The sequence below is a fragment of the Paenibacillus jiangxiensis genome (assembly GCF_046098255.1).
GTDB classification, from domain to species: Bacteria; Bacillota; Bacilli; order Paenibacillales; family Paenibacillaceae; genus Paenibacillus; species Paenibacillus jiagnxiensis.
Window position 1 is genome coordinate 159550 of sequence record NZ_JBJURI010000007.1, and the last position, 22023, is coordinate 181572.

At 49.9% G+C, this 22023-nt stretch carries 12 protein-coding genes and 1 riboswitch; all 12 genes read right to left on the reverse strand.

The window, feature by feature from the left end; genetic code table 11:
* Positions 1–28: 28 nt before the first annotated feature.
* Positions 29–3238 carry an Ig-like domain-containing protein gene (locus ACI1P2_RS09735; protein ID WP_355319146.1) on the reverse strand — a complete coding sequence of 1070 codons (3210 nt, stop codon included), beginning with the start codon at positions 3236–3238 and terminating at the stop codon, positions 29–31.
* A gap of 490 nt (positions 3239–3728) precedes the next feature.
* Complete coding sequence (locus ACI1P2_RS09740) at positions 3729–4547, reverse strand: SDR family oxidoreductase (protein WP_355319148.1); 819 nt, start codon at positions 4545–4547, stop codon at positions 3729–3731.
* A gap of 18 nt (positions 4548–4565) precedes the next feature.
* Complete coding sequence (gene fabF / locus ACI1P2_RS09745) at positions 4566–5801, reverse strand: beta-ketoacyl-ACP synthase II (protein ID WP_355319150.1); 1236 nt, start codon at positions 5799–5801, stop codon at positions 4566–4568.
* Positions 5802–6548, reverse strand: a complete 747-nt coding sequence (locus ACI1P2_RS09750; RefSeq protein ID WP_355319152.1) for an acetoacetate decarboxylase — start codon at positions 6546–6548, stop codon at positions 5802–5804. It abuts the gene before it with no gap.
* On the reverse strand, positions 6535–7494 hold the full coding sequence (locus ACI1P2_RS09755; protein ID WP_355319154.1) for a class I SAM-dependent methyltransferase: 960 nt from the start codon (positions 7492–7494) through the stop codon (positions 6535–6537). Before ACI1P2_RS09755 ends, ACI1P2_RS09750 begins: the two co-directional genes overlap by 14 nt.
* Before the next feature lie 73 nt (positions 7495–7567).
* Entirely contained in the window at positions 7568–8509 is a 942-nt protein-coding gene (locus ACI1P2_RS09760) for a thiamine pyrophosphate-dependent dehydrogenase E1 component subunit alpha (RefSeq protein WP_355319193.1), read from the reverse strand.
* Positions 8510–8629: 120 nt separating this feature from the next.
* Positions 8630–8725, reverse strand: a riboswitch (cyclic di-GMP riboswitch).
* A 317-nt stretch (positions 8726–9042) separates the two neighbouring features.
* Positions 9043–9858, reverse strand: a complete 816-nt coding sequence (locus ACI1P2_RS09765; protein ID WP_355319156.1) for an SDR family oxidoreductase — start codon at positions 9856–9858, stop codon at positions 9043–9045.
* Between the two features lie 231 nt (positions 9859–10089).
* Positions 10090–14049, reverse strand: a complete 3960-nt coding sequence (locus ACI1P2_RS09770) for an isopeptide-forming domain-containing fimbrial protein (RefSeq protein ID WP_355319158.1) — start codon at positions 14047–14049, stop codon at positions 10090–10092.
* Between the two features lie 1335 nt (positions 14050–15384).
* The gene (locus ACI1P2_RS09775) at positions 15385–20016 is read right to left on the reverse strand and encodes an isopeptide-forming domain-containing fimbrial protein (RefSeq protein ID WP_408976187.1); all 4632 of its coding nucleotides are present in this window, start codon (positions 20014–20016) and stop codon (positions 15385–15387) included.
* Between the two features lie 434 nt (positions 20017–20450).
* Complete coding sequence (locus ACI1P2_RS09780; RefSeq protein ID WP_355319162.1) at positions 20451–20771, reverse strand: LPXTG cell wall anchor domain-containing protein; 321 nt, start codon at positions 20769–20771, stop codon at positions 20451–20453.
* A gap of 46 nt (positions 20772–20817) precedes the next feature.
* Entirely contained in the window at positions 20818–20991 is a 174-nt protein-coding gene (locus ACI1P2_RS09785) for a hypothetical protein (protein WP_355319164.1), read from the reverse strand.
* A gap of 256 nt (positions 20992–21247) precedes the next feature.
* Positions 21248–22023, reverse strand: a 776-nt coding sequence (locus tag ACI1P2_RS09790) for an isopeptide-forming domain-containing fimbrial protein (protein WP_355319166.1), incomplete at its 5' end; no start/stop codon positions are given.

Below are 22023 nucleotides of genomic sequence, written 5' to 3' on the forward strand. Positions count from 1 at the left end.
TGAAGGGCAGCCGTTTTAAACCTTACTCTTATGCTTTCTTTCTTCTCAGTAAGATCAGGCCTGCCAGCAGGATAATGCCTCCTGCGAGCAGATAGCCGTACATATCTGTTGCGGTTTCCGGCAGCTTGTTGCCAGTACCTTTACCGTCTCTGGACACGCCTCCGTTCACCGAGTCACCCGATGTGCCGGATTGTCCTGTTCCTCCAATTCCACCTGCTCCGCCGGATTGGCTGGAATCTGTAGAACCAGAATCAGAGCCTCCCCATCCCGGGGTGTTCGCGTTGCCCGCATTGCCGGAAGAGGAGCCGTTGTTCGGTTCTCCAGATACGCCCGGATAGCTTCCGCTTCCACTGCCAATGATAATGTCTTCAGATGGCGAGTCCGCATCTTTCAGGTTGCCCGCGCTGACTTCACCGACATTTTCAATGGTTTGGCCGACTTGTCCAGCAACCAGTTTAGCCTGGAACACAATCGTATGCCAGTCCGTATCCGTAACGTCGCCGAATTGGCCTACAACCTCACTGTTAACATAATGCCCCTTATCGCTGTCCTGAGCATCCGTTACGGTAACCCCGTCCACCTTCAGCGTACCAGGCACATATTGCAATTCAGCGCGAAGTGCGTCCGAAATCTCCAGTTTCTCAACGACACTGTCTTCCACGGTGTTGCGGGTTCGGATCGTGTACTCGATCACATCGCCGACCTGAATTGTACCGCCATTGAGGTCCTTCGCAGCTTTTTCGGACTCCAGGACAGGAGCCGGGTCGTTGATCGTAATCTCTTCGCTTGGCTTGTCAGGAGTGCCTACATTCCCCCCGCTGACTTCACCAACGTTCTCGATCTTGCCGCCTTTCTCTCCCTTGGTAATCTTCGCTTGGAACACTACCGTATGCCAGTCCGTATCCGTCACAGTACCGAAGCTGCCTGTCACAGTGCCCTCCACATACTTGCCTTTGTCGCTGTCATTGCTATCTGTTACGGACACGCCATCTACTTTCATCGTACCCGGTACGTACTCCAGCTGTTCTGGCAGGTCGTCCGAGATCGTCATGTTCGTGACTTGGCTGCTCGAAACGGTGTTGCGGGCGCGGATCGTATACTCGATCGTATCGCCGACTTCGATGCTGCCTCCGTTTACATCCACCGCAGTTTTTTCAGATTCAAGCTGAGGGGAGCGGGAATCATCGTTGTCGTCATTCGACGAACCGCCGCCTCCTCCGCCACCGGAACCGCCGGAACCTCCATTATCCGTTACACCGACTGTAATCGTGACCTCCGTCTTACCGCCTTTGCCGTCATCCACGATCACGGTGAAGCTATCCTCTCCGACAAAGCCAGGGTCAGGGGTATAGGTCCAGGTTCCGTCGGGGTTCACCGTAACTTCCCCGTGCTCCGGATCCTTGCCTTTGGTGTATGTCAATGGATCTCCATCCGGGTCTGTTCCATAGACCGCACCAGATACGGATTTACCTTTGTCCGTCGTTGTTTTGTCAACTGAAGCGGTTGGAGGTTGGTTAGCTGGCGGAGCAGTTGGTTCCGTTACACCGACGGTAATCGTGACCTCCGTCTTACCGCCTTTGCCGTCATCCACGATCACGGTGAAGCTATCCTCGCCGACAAAGCCAGAGTCAGGGGTATAGGTCCAGGTTCCATCCGGGTTAACTGTAACTTCCCCGTGCTCCGGATCATTACCTTTGGTAAATGTCAGAGGGTCCCCATCCGGGTCCGTTCCATATACGGAGTCCGACACAGAAGTATCTTTTTCTGTTGTTACATTATCACCCGCAGCCAGTGGAGGATGATTGGCTGGCGGAGCCGATGGCTCTCCCACACCAACGTTGATTGTAACCTCCGTTTGACCGCCTTTGCCGTCATCCACAATCACGGTGAAGCTATCCTCGCCAACAAAGTCCGGGTCGGGCGTATACGTCCAGGTTCCGTCAGGATTCACCGTAACATCCCCGTGCTCCGGATCCGATCCTTTGGTAAATGTCAAAGGATCTCCGTCCGGGTCTGCCGCATAGACCGCGTCTGAGACGGGAGTATTTTTTTCTGTCGTTACATTGCCTTCCTGAACTATCGGAGGCTGGTTGGCTGGCGGCTCCACTTTAACGGTAGTCGTTGCTTCTGTCGTTTCGCATTTGCCGTCATTCACAATCACGGTGAAGCTATCCTCACCAATAAAGCCCGGAGCCGGAGTATAGATCCAGGTTCCGTCGGTATTAACGGATATCGTGCCATTACTTGGCTGGGTACCAGCTTGATAGGTTAAGCTGTCACTATCCGGGTCCGTACCGCCTGCTTGTCCCGGGAGCGGAGTGTTCACCGTCGTCGTCTGTGTGTCATCTGACATGGTCGGCGGCCGGTTCACTATGTAATCATTTTGCGGATCAAGCGTCTCAATAGGTGCGTATTCATTTACAAAATACCAGCTATTGATATCATGAGTCTCGTAATTTGGGGACCCTGTTGCCGCGGTAAAACCGGCATGAAAAGGCTTTCCATCAAATTTGGCGCCAAGGTCTATGTTATTCACATCCAGTATTTTGTCAGAACTCGCCCGATCCGGCGAAGTACCCAGACGAACCTGAACATTCTGGGATACACCATCATAGTCGATCCATGTATAATACTGGGTTCCGTTAGATAATGCATAATTGGTACCATTCGCGGTATTATACTGATCCAAATCAGTATACCAACCGGGCTGATTCAGGTAAGCCCCATTCTCAGCAATGCCAATATAGTTGGCAGAAGGATCGGAGCCCGGATTTAGGAAGGTATCATATTTGACAGTAAAACTGGGTGAAATATTGTGAAATCCCAAACTGCCACCAATGGACCCCGGGTCGGATGTTGTACCACCCTGGACCGTAAAGGTCAAACCGTCGCTTGCACCCCCAGCGCCTACATTACTAATATTAAATGAAAAGGCTGTACTGAATGAATAATTATATCTGGGACAAAGCGCCTTGTTGTGAAAAGCTGTCCCCATTTGGCTTGTAACTGCCGGGGTCAGCCTTATAAAATCCGCCCCACCAGGAACTTCGGCAGCACCATTTACGGTAAATTGATTGATCGTTGCATCGGAGAATCCATCAAATTTGTAAGTCAACCAGTTGCCCTCTGCTGCATTGGCACTTTGATGGTTTAAAGGAAAAAATGGAATGTACGAGATGATACAAAAAGCCAGCAAAATTTTCAGACTCTTACTGCCTATTTTGATTTTTCTTTTCATGGTTGTCCTCCCTATTTTCCAGTAAGAAAGCTCTTGTTGCGATGTATTTAGATCCTCTCCTCAAGCTGCTATGATCGAAATTGCCGCCGCTCGTCCGAATTTGTCACCACCTTTCACGGGCATTCTATTTCAAATTTTAACAATTATCACGTTTAGTATAATCGAGCATCCAAATTTAGACAATATTTTTACCTAAACATGTGTAATTTGTCATAAGTCCCAAAACAAAGCATGAGCAAATTCGGATACTTTGACAGAAATTTTATTTGATACATCAGCATTTTGGCACATTTCATCTGTATTTTTCAGGTAAAAAAACAGTTGTTAAAACCACACTTGCAGCTATATGCATTTTTTGTGATTGAGCCATATATATATAGAAGGAATTTTTCTCAATTCGGGTGAAAACCCGTTTCAAGAGTAACGATAAAAACAAGAAAGGCCTCTGACGGTCAGAGACCTTAATATGTAGCTGCCATTTTGGCTGATGTCAGGAAAACTGTTGGGCCATATGCTGGACAAAAGCTTCTTCGCCGATCTCTTTCCTGTGGTTCAAAAATGTTTTTGCATCTTCACCGACAACATATCTGAACTGGTTTGTTCCGTCTGTTGCCGCCTGATAGATGGCCTCCGCAATCACTTCCGGTGAGGATATGTTATCAGCAGCAATTGCCGATTCCTGTAGTGTCGACTGAGCTGTTTCGGTGAATCTTTGATAATCTGTTAAAGACTCATCGGTTAAGAGCTCAATGGATCTTCCGAAAAATTCCGTCTTGACCACACCGGGCTCAATCAATTTTAAACGGATGTTTTGAGAAGCAAGTTCATAGGATACTGCTTCCGTGAAGCCTTCAATTGCAAACTTCGTTGAGTGGTACAAGGATAATAAAGGAAATCCTATTTTTCCGCCCATCGAAGAAATATTGAGGATTAATCCATGGTTCTTGGCTCTAAAATGAGGAAGAATAGCCTTGATCGCCGCCATCAAGCCAAATACATTGACCTCAAACTGCTTGCGAATTTGCTCGTTGGAAGCCGCCTCGAAGATACCCATAGCGCCATAACCGGCGTTATTTAAGAGGACATCGATGGTCCCAAACCGCTCTATTCCTGTTTTGATGGCTTCTTGAATGGTTTCTTCCTGCTGAACGTCGAGTCTGGTTACCAGCACATGATCAAGCCGTGTCAGTTCGGTTTCTTTTTCCGGTGAACGCATGGTAGCAATTACATTCCATCCCTGTTCAGCAAAATGCTTGGCCGCTGCTCTTCCAATTCCAGACGATGAACCCGTAATCATGATCGTTTTCATTCTTCATCCTCCTACAAATCATTGGTATTTTTTAAGAACGATAACAGAACAATGCCCGCCAAAACCAAATGAATTCGATATGCCAATATTCAGGTTTTTATTGTTTTCTTGCTTTGTAACCACGTTCAGCTTTATTTCCGGATCAAGATGATCAACGTTTATGGTAGGGGGAATGATGTCTTCTTCCAGGGTTTTCAATAGAGCGATTGCTTGCATTGCGCCTGCGGCCCCCTGTGAATGACCTATAGTCGACTTATTTGCAACTACGGGTATTTTTGCAGTTCGCTCTTGAAACAAATGATGAATAGCTATGGACTCGGAAATATCCCCTACTTTCGTACTCGTCGCATGGGCACTAATGATGTCAACCTCGTCGGTAGTTATACCCGCATCTGACAATGCGTTTTTCATCGCTAAAGCCCCACCCTTTCCTTCCGGGTGACTTGCGACGATATTAAACGCATCAGAGTTTGATCCATAACCAATGATCTCGCCAAGAATAGGCGCGTCTCTCTTTAAAGCATGCTCCAAAGATTCCAGAATCAATATTCCAGCACCTTCACTGATAACAAAACCGTTGCGATCCTCAGCAAAAGGCCGGCTGGCCAAAGCTGGCGTATCATTCCTGGTGGATAGGGCTTTTGCGTTATTAAAGCTGGCAAGGATAAGTTGATTTATAACAGCTTCACTGCCCCCTGCAAACATGACATCCGCTTCATTTCTTTGGATGACCCTATAGGCATCGCCTATGGCCATGGTTGCAGATGCACATGCGGTTACGAAGGCTAAGGAAGGGCCTGATGCGCCAAAACGAATGGAAATTTGTGTTGCTGCCATATTGGATAACATCTTGGCCACCAAATTGGGACTTACCCTGTTCGATCCACGCTTGTAAAGAAGATCGACATTTTCCAGTATGGTATCTATACCTCCAGCAGCTGTGCCCACATATACCCCTAAACGCTCCTGGTTGACATTTTCTAACTGTAATCGGGATTGTGCAAAGGCTTGTTCTGCGGCGGCTAACGCAAATTGAGCAAAGCGTGCCATCGTTCTGGCTTCTTTACGTCCCCAACGCTCTTCGGCATCGAAATCTTTCACTTCACCGGCAATTCGGCTTTCTAAGCCTGATGCATCAAAAGATTCTATCGTTGAAATGCCCGATGTGCCTGCAATTAAATGATTCCAGAAGCTGTCTATATCGTTGCCTATCGGTGATATAATTCCCATCCCTGTAATGACGACTCTGTTCATTTAATCACTACTTTCCGCTAAATAGTCATAAACAACGTCAGGCAGGGATAACGCCAAATCCGTAACAATATGTGATGCGGATACAACCTCAAGCACGGGAAGATCTGCCATCGGGGCCAGCGCATGGGCAAACAATTGCAGCCTGGCCGGGGCCGTCCAGGCACCATGAATGGTCAAATCTTTGATCTGAGCACGAACCAATCGGCATACCTTCGGATTTCCATCATAGCTCGGCACAATTTTGAGCATGAACGTTGGCTGCATAATCTCTTGACGAGCCTTCTCCGGATCGAGAGGCTGATGTTTATATCCCATTGTTGCGGTGGCCACACGTAAAGATCCGTAGTCCAGCGTGCCGACTAATGTGTCCGAATCAATGTACAGTCTTGGAGAGCCCAGTTTTTTCGGGTATGCACTGATCTCCCGTCCGGAAGCAATCGCAGGATGATTATCCACGTACATGGCATGCAGGTATTCGCCCTTCTCGCCATTGAAGCTCACCGGTATCACCTGGCCTGATTCAGTATAGGCCCCCAAACCGGTCACATCCGGCATGTACATGATCTCAAATTTGACCAAAGGTTCATCAATTTCAAGCGGCTCAGGGACTACACGTCTCAGAGCTTCCATATCCGTACGATAGAGAATGTTCAGATACTCCCGATTACGAAAATAATAAGGTCCGACAGGAAAAGCAGGAGCCCCCAATGGAGTCGACATTTGCTTGCGCACATCACTTTTCTTCATTCTTGTCATCACCTTTCCGCTTTTCGATTTCCATAAAAATAATTGTCTCGTGATCTTCCACAAATATATCCACATCATTTATATCTTCTTTGGGGAGTTCTTCTAATAGTTCTTGCATTTGATCCTCATTACGGTAAATGAGCCACCAATCCATCACAGCTTCCATATAAGCAATTGTGGGAGAGCCCGGATGATAGTTAATGATTAACAAGCGGCCGCCTGGATTGAGCAGTTGAAATAATTTTTTCGTTAATCGTTTAGCAATTTTATCTGGAAGATAATCATATACACCGATGGAATAGATAAAATCAAAAGTGGGAAGAGGGACTTTATTTCTGATGATGTCAACAACTGAGGCTGGGATCGCTTCGCCAAAATCCTTTATGGCTTCTGCAGCAACCGAAAGAGCCTCCTGATCTTGATCAATGGCGACAAATTTTCCAATCGTTTTGTTTTGCACCGCAGCACAATCTGATGTTTCTCTTAAGTGACCACAAGCGACCGAGAGAATATAAGGATTCGCAACACGTTCTGAGGTTTGATTAATTTTGCTGGAAAGGATACGTCTTCTTTCGCGGTTAGCATTATTGGCATGAGCCATGCGGTTTAAGTCGTAATATAGAAAATCGGCAATCTCTGATTTTTCATTCTCGTAGGGGGACGATTCCAACTTTTCAAAGTCATACTGCAGGTCCAGCATTATGGGATCACCTGCATAACCGCGCGGTCTTTCAAATGCTCGACGGGATAGTGGTTCTTGCAAGAAAAAATGGCTTATGGAGTGTTCACGATATCGGGGGATAAACTGGGTCCAATCTTCTGTTGAGTACTGTTGACGTAAGTCTCTTAATCCATCATAAAGCGTACTTAATGCTTCAGAGTATTGGCCTTGATTAATCTTCATTTCAACATCTTCAAAAAACTCTTTTTCAATCGTCTGATCCATTAGTTTCCCTCCCTGAAAGACTCCTAACGATTGCGGCATTCCATTCAATTCGGCAGTTGGGCTCTATTCTCTCCTAATTTGAATAAACGTGTTTAAAGATATCTTCGAGGGCTGGGTCTGGGGTAAGTTCCGCATATTCCGCGGCCTCGTCGATTTCCCTGACGATTCGATCATGAATTTCCTGCTCTGCGTGTTCCTCCAATATCCCGGATTTTCTGAGATAACGGCTAAAGGATTCAAGCGGGTCGTACTTCTCGGCTTCCTCTATTTCCTCACTGGAACGATATCCTTGATCATCGTCATCGCTTGGATAAGGAGCCAGGCGGTAGAGACCGGCCTCGATCAGCGTAGGACCCTCTCCTCTGTTCGCTCTGTCGACGGCCTCTTTCGTGACCCTGTATACTTCCAGGGGATCATTGCCGCTCACACGGATGCCAGGAAAGCCGTATGCTTTTGCCCGATCTGCAACACTATCACGTACCGTCTGCTTCGAGGAGAGAACCGAAAGACCATAGGGCTGGTTCTGTTCGCAGAAAAAAATGACCGGAAGCTTGTGTCCTCCTGCAAAGTTTGCTGCTTCGTGAAACTCCCCCCGATGGCTGCCTCCATTTCCAAAAGCGACTAACACGACAGGATGATCTCCCCGTATTTTGCCGGCCAAGGCGATTCCTACGGCATGCGGGACATGAGTGGTAGTGAGGCCGGAAGTCGAAAGAATACGATTTTTTTTACTGCCATAATGCCCAGGCATTTGCCGCCCGCCGCTGTCCGCAGCTTCTGCCTTGGCAAAAGCGGTGAGCATCAGTTCCTTTGCCGTCATGCCGAAAACAATGGCCATGCCCATATCGCGATCATACGGGCAAAGAAAATCTTTCGTCATATCCAGTGCATACGCCGCACCTACCTGTGCGGCTTCATGACCTTGACAAGACATGTGGAAAGGGATTTTTCCAGCACGATGAAACAATCCCAGCCGTTCGTCGACTTTCCGTGCCAGAGCCATATCCCGGTACATATCCAGAAGCTGCTGATTCGACAAACCGAGTTGTCGATGCTTGTTGGGCAAACAAAAAACCTCCCTTCTTGGTTTCATCTGGTGTTACCTGAAAATGAATAGACGGAGGTTTCCGACGTATTCGGTAACTGGCTGACATAGAGGATTGTGGTACTATCCGCCTTAGTCCCTATAGCTTTGCGTCACCGCCTTTCAACGGGTTTGCCATTATCGTACATAGTATAAAGTTGTAATATATTGTATATTGTTTCATGATATTTACTTTTTTGGAATAGGGCTTCATTACCATATTTTTCAGCATACGACAATGTTCGCTTTTCTTCGTTATGTAGGGGCATATGCGTAAATAACGTATTCCGTGGTACATTTGATTGGTTTTTATTGGAATTTTTTTGGAATTTTTTTGGCAAATTTTGCTCGTTTATCTATGCTATGGTTTTTGGATATGGAAGGAATTTTTCCTGCTCCAGAAACAGCAAGAAAGGCCTCTGACGGACCAGAGACCTTGTGACGTATCTGTGATTTGGTTGATGTCAGGAAAACTGTTGCGTGATATGCTGGATGAAAGCTTCTTCGCCGATCTCTTTCCTGAGCTCCAATAACGCTTTCGCATCTTCTCCAACTACATATCTCAACTGCTTTGTACCGTCCGTTGCCGCCTGATAGATGGTCTCCGCCACCATTTCCGGAGTGCATGCGCTGTCCGTGTTAATGATTGCCTCCACCAAGGGCTGAACCGATTGGGAGTATTCCTGATAATCTGGCAAAGACTCAATGGACAATAAATCGATAGATCTGCCAAAAAAGTCCGTTTTGACCACACCAGGCTCAATTAGTTTTAACCGGATATTTTGAGAAGCAAGCTCAAACGATAAAGTTTCCGTGAAGCCTTCAATTGCAAATTTAGTAGAGTGATAAAGCGAAAATGAAGGCAGCCCCACTCTTCCGGACATTGAAGATAAATTGATGATTATTCCACTATTATTAGCTCTAAAATGAGGAAGAATGCTCTTGGTCACCTTCATAAGGCCGAGTACATTTACTTCAAATTGCTTTCGAATTTGCTCGTATGAAGCCGCCTCGAAGATGCCCAGAACTCCGTAACCGGCATTATTTAACAGGACATCGATTGTGCCAAATCGCTCCAAACCTGCCCTTAATGCCTCTTGAATCGTTTCCAATTGTTCAACGTCGAGCCTCGTTACCAAAACATTCTCCAGCCGCGACAGTTCGGTTTCTCTTTCAGGTGAACGCATGGTAGCAATCACATTCCATCCCTGATCTGCAAAATACCTGGCTGCAGCTTTTCCAATTCCAGACGATGAACCCGTAATCATAATTGTTTTCATGTTTTGCCCTCCTGCAAATCATTGGTGTATTTTTTGGGAACGCTCGCAAAACATATGCCCTCGAAAACCAAATCAACGGGTTTGCTATGATCGTACAAAGTATAATGCTGCCATAATGATATTGGACGAGATCCCGTTTTTGAATAGGACATACCTACCAAGTTTTAGGTAAAGGAGAGACTACCCCCAAGTAATGCATGCTTGAGGGCAGTCTGTTTTTCATCTTACCGGTTAAGCTTTCTTTCTTCTCAGCAGGAACAGGCCTGCAAGCAGGATGAGGCATCCGGCCAGCAAATAGCCGTACATATTCGTTGCAGTTGCCGGCAGCTTGCTGCCAGTGCCATCCCCGTTGCTGGAGGAGCTTCCGCTCTCCGAGTCACCCGAGGTGCCGGATTGCCCGCTTCCTCCAGTTCCACCCGAGCTTCTGGACTGACCGGAGTCTGTGGAACCGGAATCCGAACCTCCCCAGCCCGGGTTGTCTGGATTGCCGGAGGAAGAGCCGTCGTTCGGTTCTCCTCCCGGTATGCCGGGATTGCTGCCGCTTCCGCCGCCAATGATGATGTCTTCAGACGGCGTATCCGAATCGTCCAGATTATCCCCGCTCACTTCACCTACGTTTTGTATCGTTTGGCCCGGTTGGCCTGCCACCAGTTTGGCCTGGAATACAATCGTATGCCAGTCCGTATCTGTAACCTCGCCGAACTGTCCACTCACCATGCCATTGACGTATGAGCCTTTGTCGCTGTCCAGCGCATCGGTTACAGTAATGCCGTCCACCTTCAGCATGCCTGGCACATATTGCAGCTCGGCACGCAGGGCGTCCGAGATTTCCAGATTGGTCACGACACTGTCCTCTACGGTGTTGCGTGTGCGAATCGTGTACTCAATCACATCGCCGACTTCGATGCTGCCTCCGTTCACATCTTTCGCCGATTTCTCGGATTCAAGCACTGGGGAAGCCGGATCGACAGCGTCGTCATCGTGCGAACCTCCGCCACCACCGCCACCGCCTGAACCCCCACTACCCGGATCTTCAGTTACAGGCGGGTTTACCGGTGGTGCTGGTGGGTCTACTGGTGGATCAACTGGCGGCTGCACTGGTGGATCTACCGGCGGAATGACTACAGGCGGTTCTTCCTCAACGGCTATTTTCTCCGTTGGCTCGCCTGGTTGATCAATGTTATCGCCAGTCACCAGCGCTGTATTTTGAATCACCTGGCCGTCGTATCCCGTCTGGATAATGGCCTGGAACTCCAACATATGCCAATTCATATCATCTACGCTACCGAATGAGCCGTACACTTCGCCGGAAACAGAATGACCGGCATCGCTATCCTGAGCATCCGTCACGGACATACCGTCCACCTTCAGGCTGTCTGGCACGTACTCCAGTCCCGCAGGCAGCGTATCGGTAATCGATAGATTTTCCAGATAAGTGTCGTTCACGACCGCTCTTGTACGAATCGTATAAGCCACCGTGTCCCCGACTTCATACGTGGCCTTGCTTGCATCCACGTTCGTTACAGATTTCTCCGATTCAATCTGCGGGTTCCGCGGATAGACCTGTACTTCTTCCCGTGGTCTGTCCGGCGTCTCCACATTGTCGCCACTTACCCGGGCGATATTGATAACATCCTTGCCTGCTTGTCCCGGCCGGACCACGGCTTTGAATTGAACCGTGTGCCAATTCATATCCGTGATGCTGCCAAACTGGCCGACCACTTTACCGCCGGCATAATAGCCGCTGTCGTCCCCTTCGCTGTCAGTGACGGTTACGCCATCCACACTCAGACTGCCCGGCACATATTCCAGCTCTGCCGGAACCTCGTCCGTAATCGTGAGGTTGTTCACCACACTATCCGCCATCGTGTTGCGGGTCTGGATCGTGTACAACAGCGTATCTCCCACTTCTGCGTGCTGCGCATCCGTGTTGCCGGGCGCTTTCTCCAGCAGGCTTGCCGTTTTGTTAGACTCCAGAGCAGATCCACGCGGGTAAATTTCGACGGTCGTGCCCGGCTGGTCCGGAGTATTGACATTGTCCCCACCGACTGTCGCCGTATTCGGAATATCCTTGCCCGCTTGACCAGGCAATACCTTCACCTGGAAAGTAACCGTATGCCAGGCGGTATCCGTCACATCGCCAAACTGGCCTGCGATCTGACCACCAGCATAGTAACCCTTGTCGTCTCCCTCACTATCGCTGACGGAAACCCCATCCACAGCCAAACTGCCCGGGATATACTCCAATCCTGCCGGAATCATATCCGAGATGGTGAGGTTCGTCACCACGCTATCTGTGACGGTGTTCCGCGTCTGAATCGTGTACTGCAGCGTATCTCCTACTTCTGGATGATCCGCGTCCGTATTGCCGGACGCTTTTTCTTGAAGTGCTGCCGTTTTATTGGACTCCAGAACGGCTGCACGCGGATAAACTTCGACCGTCGTACCCGGCTGGTCCGGAGTATTGACATTGTCCCCACCAACGACAGCGGTGTTCGGAACTTCCTTGCCCGCTTGGCCAGGCAATACCTTCACCTGGAAGGTAACACTATGCCAGGCGGTATCCGTCACATCGCCAAATTGGCCTGCAATCTGACCATCGGCATAGTGACCGCTGTCATCTCCCTCGCTATCGCTGACGGAGACGCCATCCACGGTCAGAGTTCCCGGGACATACTCCAATCCTGCCGGAATCGTATCCGAGATGGTGAGGTTCGTCACTATGCTGTCTGTGTTCGTGTTTCGCGTCTGAATCGTGTACTGCAGCGTATCTCCCACTTGGGCATGCTGCGCGTCCGTGTTGCCGGACGCTTTCTCCAGAAGGCTTGCCGTTTTATTTGACTCCAGAACGGCTGCGCGCGGATAAATTCCCACAGTCGTGCCCGGCTGGTCCGGAGTATTGACATTGTCTCCGCTGACTGTCGCCGTATTCGGAATATCCTTGCCCGCTTGGCCAGGCAGCACCTTCACCTGGAAGGCAACGGTGTGCCAGTCGGTATCCATCACATCGCCAAACCGGCCGATAATTCCTCCGCCGGCATAATCCCCTGCATCGTCTCCTTCGTCGTCACTGACGGAGACCCCATCCACAGTCAGAGTTCCCGGGACATACTCCAATCCTGCGGGAACCGTATCCGAGATGGTGAGATTGGTCACCACGCTCTCTGCGATGGTGTTCCGCGTCTGAATCGTGTACTGCAGCGTATCTCCTACTTCGGGATGTACAGCGTCCGTGTTGCCAGGCGCTTTTTCTTGAATGACCGCCGTCTTATTGGACACCAGATCGGCTGCGCGCGGATAAACCTTGACGATGGTGCCCGGCTTGTCCGGTACCTTGACGTTATCTCCGCCGACTGCCGCCGTATTCGGAATATCGTTGCCCGCTTGGCCAGGCAGCACCTTCACCAGGAAGGTAACGGCATGCCAGGCTGTGTCCGTCACATTGCCAAACTGGCCCGCGATCTGACCACCGGCATAGTAACCCTTGTCGTCTCCCTCGCTATCGCTCACGGAAACACCATCCACACTCAGACTGCCCGGCACATATTCCAACCCTGTCGGTATCGTATCCGAGATGGTGAGATTGCTAACCGCGCTGTTGACGACCGTGTTGCGGGCCTGAATCGTGTACTGCAGCGTATCTCCTACTTCGGGATGATCCGCGTCCGTGTTGCCGGCCGCTTTTTCCTGAATGGCTGCCGTTTTGCTGGACTCTAGTTCAGGGAAAAGCACCGGTGACGTCGTTTCATTGCTTTCCGTTTGTTCCGTCTTGCCCGATAATAAATTGCCGTAGCTGATTTGAGCCTTGTTGCTAATTTGCTTTACTGTATAATCCGACAGCACTTTCACTTTGAATTGTACAGTAATTCCATTAGGCAATTGGCTCGCATTGGGCAGGTCAGCTAACCGGACGCTGAGCTGGCTGCCGTTAAAATTACCGGCATCCGTATCCGCTGCATCCGTCAGTTGTGTGGTGGTTGAACCTTTGATCAAGGCCATCGACCCGGGAACATATTCCGTGCCTGCCGGAATAGCGTCGGTAAAATTCGCATTCGCCGCGATGTCTCCGCCTTGATTTTTGACAGTGACCGCATACGTTAATTCCGTACCGGCAGTGACATCACCCGAAGGTGCAACCGTCTTGTCTGCGGTTACACACGGCGCTGTCCCAAGGAAGATATCATCTAACAAATTACCAGCCAATGCGCTTCCAGATGAAGTTGAAACTGCTTCAAAACCAAATCTTGTTGCAGTTTGTCCTGTAGGAACTGTGTAAGATCCAGTATAATAAGTCCATTTGTTAAATGTACTGCTCATTTGTCGAATAATTGGAAGACTATCCGGTGGAGTAGCAGCTGAACCTATACGAAGCCGCATAGTATCAACCCCAAGTTCTCCGCGATGAGCGAGTCGCCAATAAATGGTTTGACCTGGCGTCGTTGCTACATCTTGATATAACATTGCAGGTTCATTTGCGTTCAATTCCGCAAATTGAGTCCCATCTGCAGCAACAACAGGAATGGTTTGAGCATTCCCACCCAAACTTCCACCCAGAAACTTATTAGAGTTTTGCATGATTTGTATTCGATTATCAGAGGCGTCCGTGTCCCAACCCGGGACCTCATTTTCATAAAAATACATCCAATATGCTTCGGATCCTGGGGAACCCTTATCCCCAACATTTCTTGCTTTCGGCTGCTCGAAACTACCATTGATTAGAGCTACCGGAGCCGCGCAAGGACTGCCCGCCGCCTGGGCTGCAGGGGTGAATGCCGGTGGCGCAACAGGCAAACCGCTAAAAATGAGCATAAACACGGAAAACGCAATAAAAAGACGCTTAACCAAGCCTGCTCGCCTAATGGAGCGGTTATTCTCCAATTCTCTTCCCCCTATCGTTATACTTCAGATGACTGTGCTTTTTAACAGGGAAGCCATTTTTCCGGTTTTAAGCACTTCAAAAATTATGTATTCACCCGGTGATCTGTATGTCGATTCTGGCTGTCTTGCGGGTGCAAAGAACTACCCCCTCCCGATTCATTGTGCTCAAACATGTAAGGTGTCCTCACCTCTTCTGCCCGGCATGTTATTTCAATTTTTAACCATCCGGCCAATTTAGTATAATCTAGCAGTCAAATTTAGACAATATTTTCATATAATTGTATACGAAATGTATCTGGTCCCAGAATTATTAATGAGTAACATGCACCTTCACGGGGTTCATTAACTTTATTAATAACCATATTGTATCGTGCTTTTTACTCCGAGCTGGTTTTATTCCTTGTGAATTTTCACGAAATAGATGTCCGATGAAATTAGTCTGATTTGCTCGTTTATGCTAAATAGAGATGAGGAATAATCCAAACTATGAAGGCCCACGTTGAAGATAGAAGGAATTGGGCTCACCACGGGGAATCTATCTGTTTGAGGTTTTAAGAGTTTATCTGCCGGGTACGAATTTCCTAAATAAAGAACAGCTGCTCCCCAAGTAAATTCCCTTGAGAGGCAGCTGTTTTTCGCTGTATTCTTTTAAGCTTTCTTTCTTCTCAGCAGGAACAGGCCTGCAAGCAGGATGAGGCATCCAGCCAGCAAATAGCCGTACATATTCGTTGCGGTTGCCGGCAGCCTGCTGCCGTTGCCATCGCCGTTGCCAGAGGAGCTTCCGCTCTCCGAGTCACCCGAGGTGCCGGATTGTCCGCTTCCTCCAGTTCCACCCGAGCTTCCGGATTGACCGGAGTCCGTGGAACCGGAATCAGAGCCTCCCCAGCCCGGGTTGTTTGGATTGCCAGTGGAAGAGCCGTCGTTCGGTTCTCTTCCCGGTATGTCGGGATTGCTGCCGCTTCCGCCGCCAATGATGATGTCTTCAGACGGCGTATCCGAATCGTCCAGATTATCCCCGCTCACTTCACCGACGTTGCGGATCGTTTGACCGGGTTGTCCTGCTGCCAGTTTGACCTGGAATACAATCGTATGCCAATTCGTATCCGCAACCTCGCCGAACTGTCCGCTCACCATGCCATTGACGTATGAGCCTTTGTCGCTGTCCAGCGCATCGGTTACAGTAACGCCGTCCACCTTCAGGGTGCCTGGCACATATTGCAGCTCGGCACGCAGGGCGTCCGAGATTTCCAGATTGGTAACGACACTGTCCTCGACGGTGTTGCGTGTGCGAATCGTGTACTCAATCACATCGCCGACTTCGACGCTGCCTCCGTTCACATCTTTCGCCGATTTCTCAGACTCAAGCACTGGGGAAGCCGGATCGACAGCGTCGTCATCTTGCGAACCTCCGCCACCACCACTACCGCCACCGCCTGAACCTCCGTTGCCCGGTTCTTCAGGAACTGCAGGCGGGTTTAGCGGTGGATCTACAGGAGGTACTACCGGTGGTACTGGTGGTTGCACAGGCGGATTTACCGGTGGATCGACTGGCGGCTCCACTGGTGGATCTACCGGCGGAATGACTACAGGCGGTTCTTCCTCAACGGCAATTTTCTCCGTTGGCTTGCCTGGTTGACTAATGTTGTCGCCTGTCACCAGCGCTGTATTTTGAATCACCTGGCCGTCGTATCCCGCCTGAATGATAGCCTGGAACTCCAGCGTATGCCAGTTCATATCATCTACGTTACCGAATGAACCGTACACTTCGCCGGAAACGGAATGACCGGCATCGCTATCCTGCGAGTCCGTCACGGACATACCATCCACCTTCAGGCTGTCCGGTACGTACCCCAGTCCCGCAGGCAGCGTATCGGTAATCGTCAGATTTTCCAGATAGGTGTCGTTCACGACTGCTCTCGTACGAATCGTATAAGCCACCGTGTCCCCGACTTCATACGTGGCCTTGCTTGCATCCACGTTCGTTACAGATTTCTCCGATTCAATCTGCGGATTTCGCGGATAGACCTGTACTTCTTCCCGTGGTCTGTCCGGTGTCTCCACATTATCGCCACTCACCCGGGCGATATTGATAACATCCTTGCCTGCTTGTCCCGGCCGGACCACGGCATTAAATTGAACCGTGTGCCAATTCGTATCCGAGATGCTGCCAAACTGGCCGACCACTATGCCACCAGCATAAGAGCCGTTGTCGTCACCTTCGCTGTCAGTGACGGATACGCCATCTACAGTCAGACTCCCCGGTACATATTCCAGCTCTGCCGGAACCTCGTCCGTAATCGTGAGGTTGTTCACCACACTATCCGCAATCGTGTTGCGGGTCTGGATTGTGTACAGCAGCGTATCTCCAATTTCAGCGTGCTCCGTGTCCGTGTTGCCGGATGCTTTCGCCAGAATCTCGGATGTTTTACCGGATTCAAGGACTGCGCTGCGCGGATAAATTTCGACCGTCGTGTCCGGCTGATCCGGAGTCTCGACGTTATCCCCGTCAACCACTGCTGTATTCGGGATATCCTTGCCCGCCTGGCCAGGCAATACCTTCACCTGGAATGTAACGGTGTGCAAGAGGGTATCCGTCACATCGCCAAACTGGCCGACAATTTTGCCCCCGGCATAATGACCGTTGTCGTCTCCCGCGCTATCGCTGACGGAAACGCCATCTACGGTCAGACTGCCAAGCAGGTACTCCAGGCCTGTCGGAATCGTATCCGAAATGGTGAGATTTCGCACCACACCGTCTTCAATCGTATTGCGAGTCTGGATCGTGTACAACAGCGTATCTCCCACTTCGGCATGCTGCGCATCCGTGTTGCCGGACGCTTTCTCCAGAAGGCTTGCCGTTTTGTTGGACTCCAGGGCAGCTCCGCGCGGATAAATTTCGACGCTCGTGCCCGGCTTGTCCGGAGTATTGACATTGTCTCCGCTGACTGTCGCCGTATTCGGAATATCCTTGCCCGCTTGACCAGGCAGCACCTTCACCAGGAAGGTAACACTATGCCAGGCGGTATCCGTTACATCGCCAAATTCACCGATAATTTTGCTGCCGTCATAATGACCGCTGTCGTCCCCTTCGCTATCGCTAACGGAAACCCCGTCTACGGTCAGGCTGCCCGGCACATATTCCAGGCCTGCGGGAACCATGTCCGAAATCGTGAGATTTTGCACCACACTGTCTTCGATCGTATTGCGGGTCTGAATTGTGTATTGCAGCGTATCTCCCGCTTCAGCGTGTTCCGCGTCGGTGTTGCCGGCCGCTTTTTCTTGAAGCTCTGCTGTTTTATTGGACTCCAGAACAGCAACGCGTGGATAAATTCCCACAGTCGTGCCCGGCTTGTCCGGAGTATTGACATTGTCCCCGCTGACTGTCGCCGTATTCGGAATATCCTTGCCTGCTTGGCCAGGCAGCACCTTTACCAGGAAGGTAACGGTATGCCAAGCGGTATCCGTCACATCGCCAAACTGGCCCGCAATCTGACCGCCGGCATAGTGACCATTGTCGTCCCCTTCGCCGTCCGTCACGGAAGCCCCGTCTACAGTTAGACTGCCAGGGATATACTCCAGTCCTGCAGGAATGATATCCGAGATCGTGAGATTGGTCACCACACTCTCTGCGATAGTGTTCCGCGTCTGAATCGTGTACTGCAGCGTATCTCCCACTTCGGGATGTGCCGCATCCGTGTTGCCGGCCGCTTTTTCCTGAATAACTGCCGTCTTATTAGACACCAGATCGGCTGCGCGCGGATAAACCTTGACGATGGTGCCCGGCTTGTCCGGCACCTCCACGTTATCTCCGCCGACTGCCGCCGTATTCGGAATATCGTTACCCGCTTGGCCAGGCAGTACCTCCACCAGGAAGGTAACGCTGTGCCAGGCTGTGCCCGTCACATTGCCAAACTGGCCCGCAATCTGACCACCGGCATAATAACCGGCATCGTCTCCTTCAGCATCTGTAACAGACGATCCATCCACACGCAAACTGCCCGGCACATATTCCAGCCCCGCCGGAATCGTATCGGAGATGGTAAGATTGCTCACCGCGCTGTTGGCAATCGTATTGCGGGTCTGAATCGTGTACTGCAGCGTATCTCCCACTTCGGGATGCGCAGCGTCCGAGTTGCCAGGCGCTTTTGCCTGAATGACTGCCGTTTTGCTGGATTCAAGCTCAGGGAAAAGAACCGGAGACACCGTTACATTGCTGTCTGTCTGTTCCGTCTGGCCTGATAATAAATTGCCATAGCTGATTTGAGCCTTATTGCTAATGCTCTTTACCGTGTAATCCGACTGCACTTTCACTTTGAATTGCACAGTAATTCCGTTAGGCAATTGGCTCGTATTGGGCAGGTCACCTAACCGGATGCTGATCTGGCTGCCGTTAAAATGACCCGCATCCGTATCCGCTGCATCCGTCAGTCTAGTGGTGGTTGAACCATTGATCAAGGCCATCGACCCGGGGACATATTCCGTGCCTGCCGGAATGGCGTCGGTGAAATTCGCATGCGCCGCGATGTCTCCGCCTTGATTTTTGACAGTAACCGCATACGTTAATTCCGTACCGGCAGTGACATCTCCCGACGGAGCAACCGTCTTGTCTGCGGTTACACACGGCGCTGTCCCAAGGAAAATATCGTCCAGGAAGTTGCCGACTCCCAGGCTTCCGTTGGCTGAGCTAACCGCCTCGAAGCCAAAGCGCGTTACGGTTTGGCCCGCCGGAACGACATAACTTCCGGTATAAGTCCCCCATGCCTTGTTGCCATCCGACATTTGCCGCTGCACTACAGTATCATACGGGTTAGCAGTTGCCTTACCAATACGAAGCTGCATGGTATCAACCCCGGCCCGCCCCATATGAGACAAGCGCCAGTAGATGGTTTGTCCGGGTACGGTTGCCACATCCTGGTACAGCATGCCGTTTTCATAGGCATTTAATTCTGCCCACCGATTGCCATCAGGCGGAGCAGGCCAGGCGTTGGCTGATGGAGGCATGTTCTTCGCCCAGTTCCAGACCTCAATGGTTTTCACGCCATTGTTGGCATCGTCCGTGGTCTTCCAGGGCGGCATTTCAGCTTCCGTGAAATAAATGCCTCCGGGGCCTACCGTTCCACTTGCAGCTCCTCCCTCAAAGCTGCCGTTACGCAGCGCTACCGGAGCCGAGCAGGGACTGTCCGCCGCCTGTGCTGCAGGGGTGAATGCCGATGGTGCAACAGGCAATCCGCTAAAGATGAGCATAAACACGGAAAACGCAATAAAAAGACGTTTAACCAAGCTTGTTCGCCTGATGGAGCGGTTATTCTCCAACTCTCTTCCCCTCCATATCGTTATTCTTCAGATGACTGTGCTTTTTAACAGGGAAGCAAATTTTTCCGATTTTAAAGCACTGCAAAAAAATATGTACTCACCCGATGATCTGTATGTCGATTCTGGCTGTCTTTCGGGTGCAAAGAACTCCCCCCTCCCGACTCATTGTGCTCAAACATGTAAGGTGTCCCCCACCTCTTCTGCCTGGCAGGTTATTTCAATTTTTAACCATCCGGCAAACCAAGTATAATCTAGCAGTCAAATTTAGACAATATTTTCATATAATTGTATACGAAATGTATCCTGGACCCAAAAGAAAAAGCCGCCCCTCAAGTATGCTCACTTGAAGGGCAGTCTCTTAAGGATACATTTTGGATAAATCCGGTATCTGGAATCGGGAACTAATTCTTTCTGTTTCTTTTTCTCATCAACATATAACCAGCCCCTGCTATTATGGCTGCACCAACTGATGCTGAGAGTAAAACTGCATTTTCTGAGGTGTTTGATGCAGGAGGAGTGTTCTTGGTGTCTGTTGTTGAGCCACCGGAAGGACGGTCAGCAGGATCAATATCAGCATTTTCATTCGCTTCCGCTTCTGCCTGAGCAATAAGCATTTCTCTGAGTTCACTTGCATTATACTCGGTGAATGGCTCTAAATCCGGTAAACTTACACTTTCATCAAATGGTACTACCACATCTTTCCCATCAACATTTGTGACCAAAGCATAAAGGCTTAATCTATTATCATAAATAACCTTACTGTCTTGATTAAAGCCTCCTGGATATTTTAAAGCTTTTACTTTCCACTAAAGATGGCTTGAACCTTTCCAAGTCTTTTTTAATTACATCCTCTACCTCCTGTGGAACTTGATCCGATGCATATACAGCAACTGGAAGCAGCAATATTGACGCCAATGCTAAGCCGATTATTGTCTTAAACATGTTCTTTCCCACCTCTTTGGCATTCAATGTGGGCTAATCAGACTCTCTCAAAATATTCCCTCTTATTTACATTTTTTTAGAATACAAGATGATCTTAACACGAAAAGATAGAGAGAGGAGAGAAAAATATGGTTTTTTTGTCCAAACCATGAAGCTCACGATGAAGATAGAAGGAAGGGTGCGAATTTCCTAAAAAAAGAACAGCTGCCCCTCAAGTAAATCACCTTGAGAGGCAGCTGTTGTTCGCTGTATTCTTTTAAGCTTTCTTTCTTCTGAGCAGGAACAGGCCTGCAAGCAGAATGATGACACCAGCCAGCAGATAACCGTACATATTCGTTGCGGTTGCCGGCAGCTTGCTGCCGTTGCCATCCCCGTTACCGGAGTTTCCGCCGTTCACCGAGTCACCCGAGTTGCCGGATTGTCCTGTGCTTCCAGCACCGCCAGATCCGCCGGATTGGCCGGAGTCTGTGGAACCGGAATCAGAGCCTCCCCAGCCCGGGTTGTTCGTTCCGCCGTAAGAAGGTCCATTGCCCGGTTCTCCCGGAACGCCGGAGTTGCTGCCACTTCCGCCGCCAACAACAATGTCTTCAGACGGCGTATTCGAACCGTCCAGGTTGTCCCCGGTTACTTCAGCGGTGTTGCTGATGGTCTGGCCGTTCTGACCTGCGATCAGCTTCGCCTGGAATACAACCGTATGCCAGTCGGTATCTGTCACATCGCCGAATTGGCCAACGACTTCACCGTTGATATAATGCCCCTTATCGCTGTCCTGCGCATCGGTTACGGCAACGCCATCCACTTTCAGCGAGCCTGGCACATATTGCAGTTCAGCGCGCAGAGCGTCGGAAATTTCCAGATTCGTTACCACACTGTCCTCGACGGTGTTGTGTGTGCGAATCGTATACTCAATGACATCGCCGACTTGAATCGTTCCGCCATTGAGGTCCTTCGCTGTTTTCTCAGACTCCAGAACAGGAGTCGGGTCTTTGATCGTAATCTCTTCGCTTGGTTTGTCCGGGGTATTCACGTTAT

Excerpts from the sequence above, each read along its gene's own strand:
- ACI1P2_RS09735 (WP_355319146.1), bottom strand. The coding sequence starts at position 3,238 with ATGAAAAGAAAAATCAAAATAGGCAGTAAGAGTCTGAAAATTTTGCTG.
- ACI1P2_RS09740 (WP_355319148.1), bottom strand. The coding sequence starts at position 4,547 with ATGAAAACGATCATGATTACGGGTTCATCGTCTGGAATTGGAAGAGCA.
- fabF (WP_355319150.1), bottom strand. The coding sequence starts at position 5,801 with ATGAACAGAGTCGTCATTACAGGGATGGGAATTATATCACCGATAGGC.
- ACI1P2_RS09750 (WP_355319152.1), bottom strand. The coding sequence starts at position 6,548 with ATGAAGAAAAGTGATGTGCGCAAGCAAATGTCGACTCCATTGGGGGCT.
- ACI1P2_RS09755 (WP_355319154.1), bottom strand. The coding sequence starts at position 7,494 with ATGGATCAGACGATTGAAAAAGAGTTTTTTGAAGATGTTGAAATGAAG.
- ACI1P2_RS09760 (WP_355319193.1), bottom strand. The coding sequence starts at position 8,509 with ATGTACCGGGATATGGCTCTGGCACGGAAAGTCGACGAACGGCTGGGA.
- ACI1P2_RS09765 (WP_355319156.1), bottom strand. The coding sequence starts at position 9,858 with ATGAAAACAATTATGATTACGGGTTCATCGTCTGGAATTGGAAAAGCT.
- ACI1P2_RS09785 (WP_355319164.1), bottom strand. The coding sequence starts at position 20,991 with ATGTTTAAGACAATAATCGGCTTAGCATTGGCGTCAATATTGCTGCTT.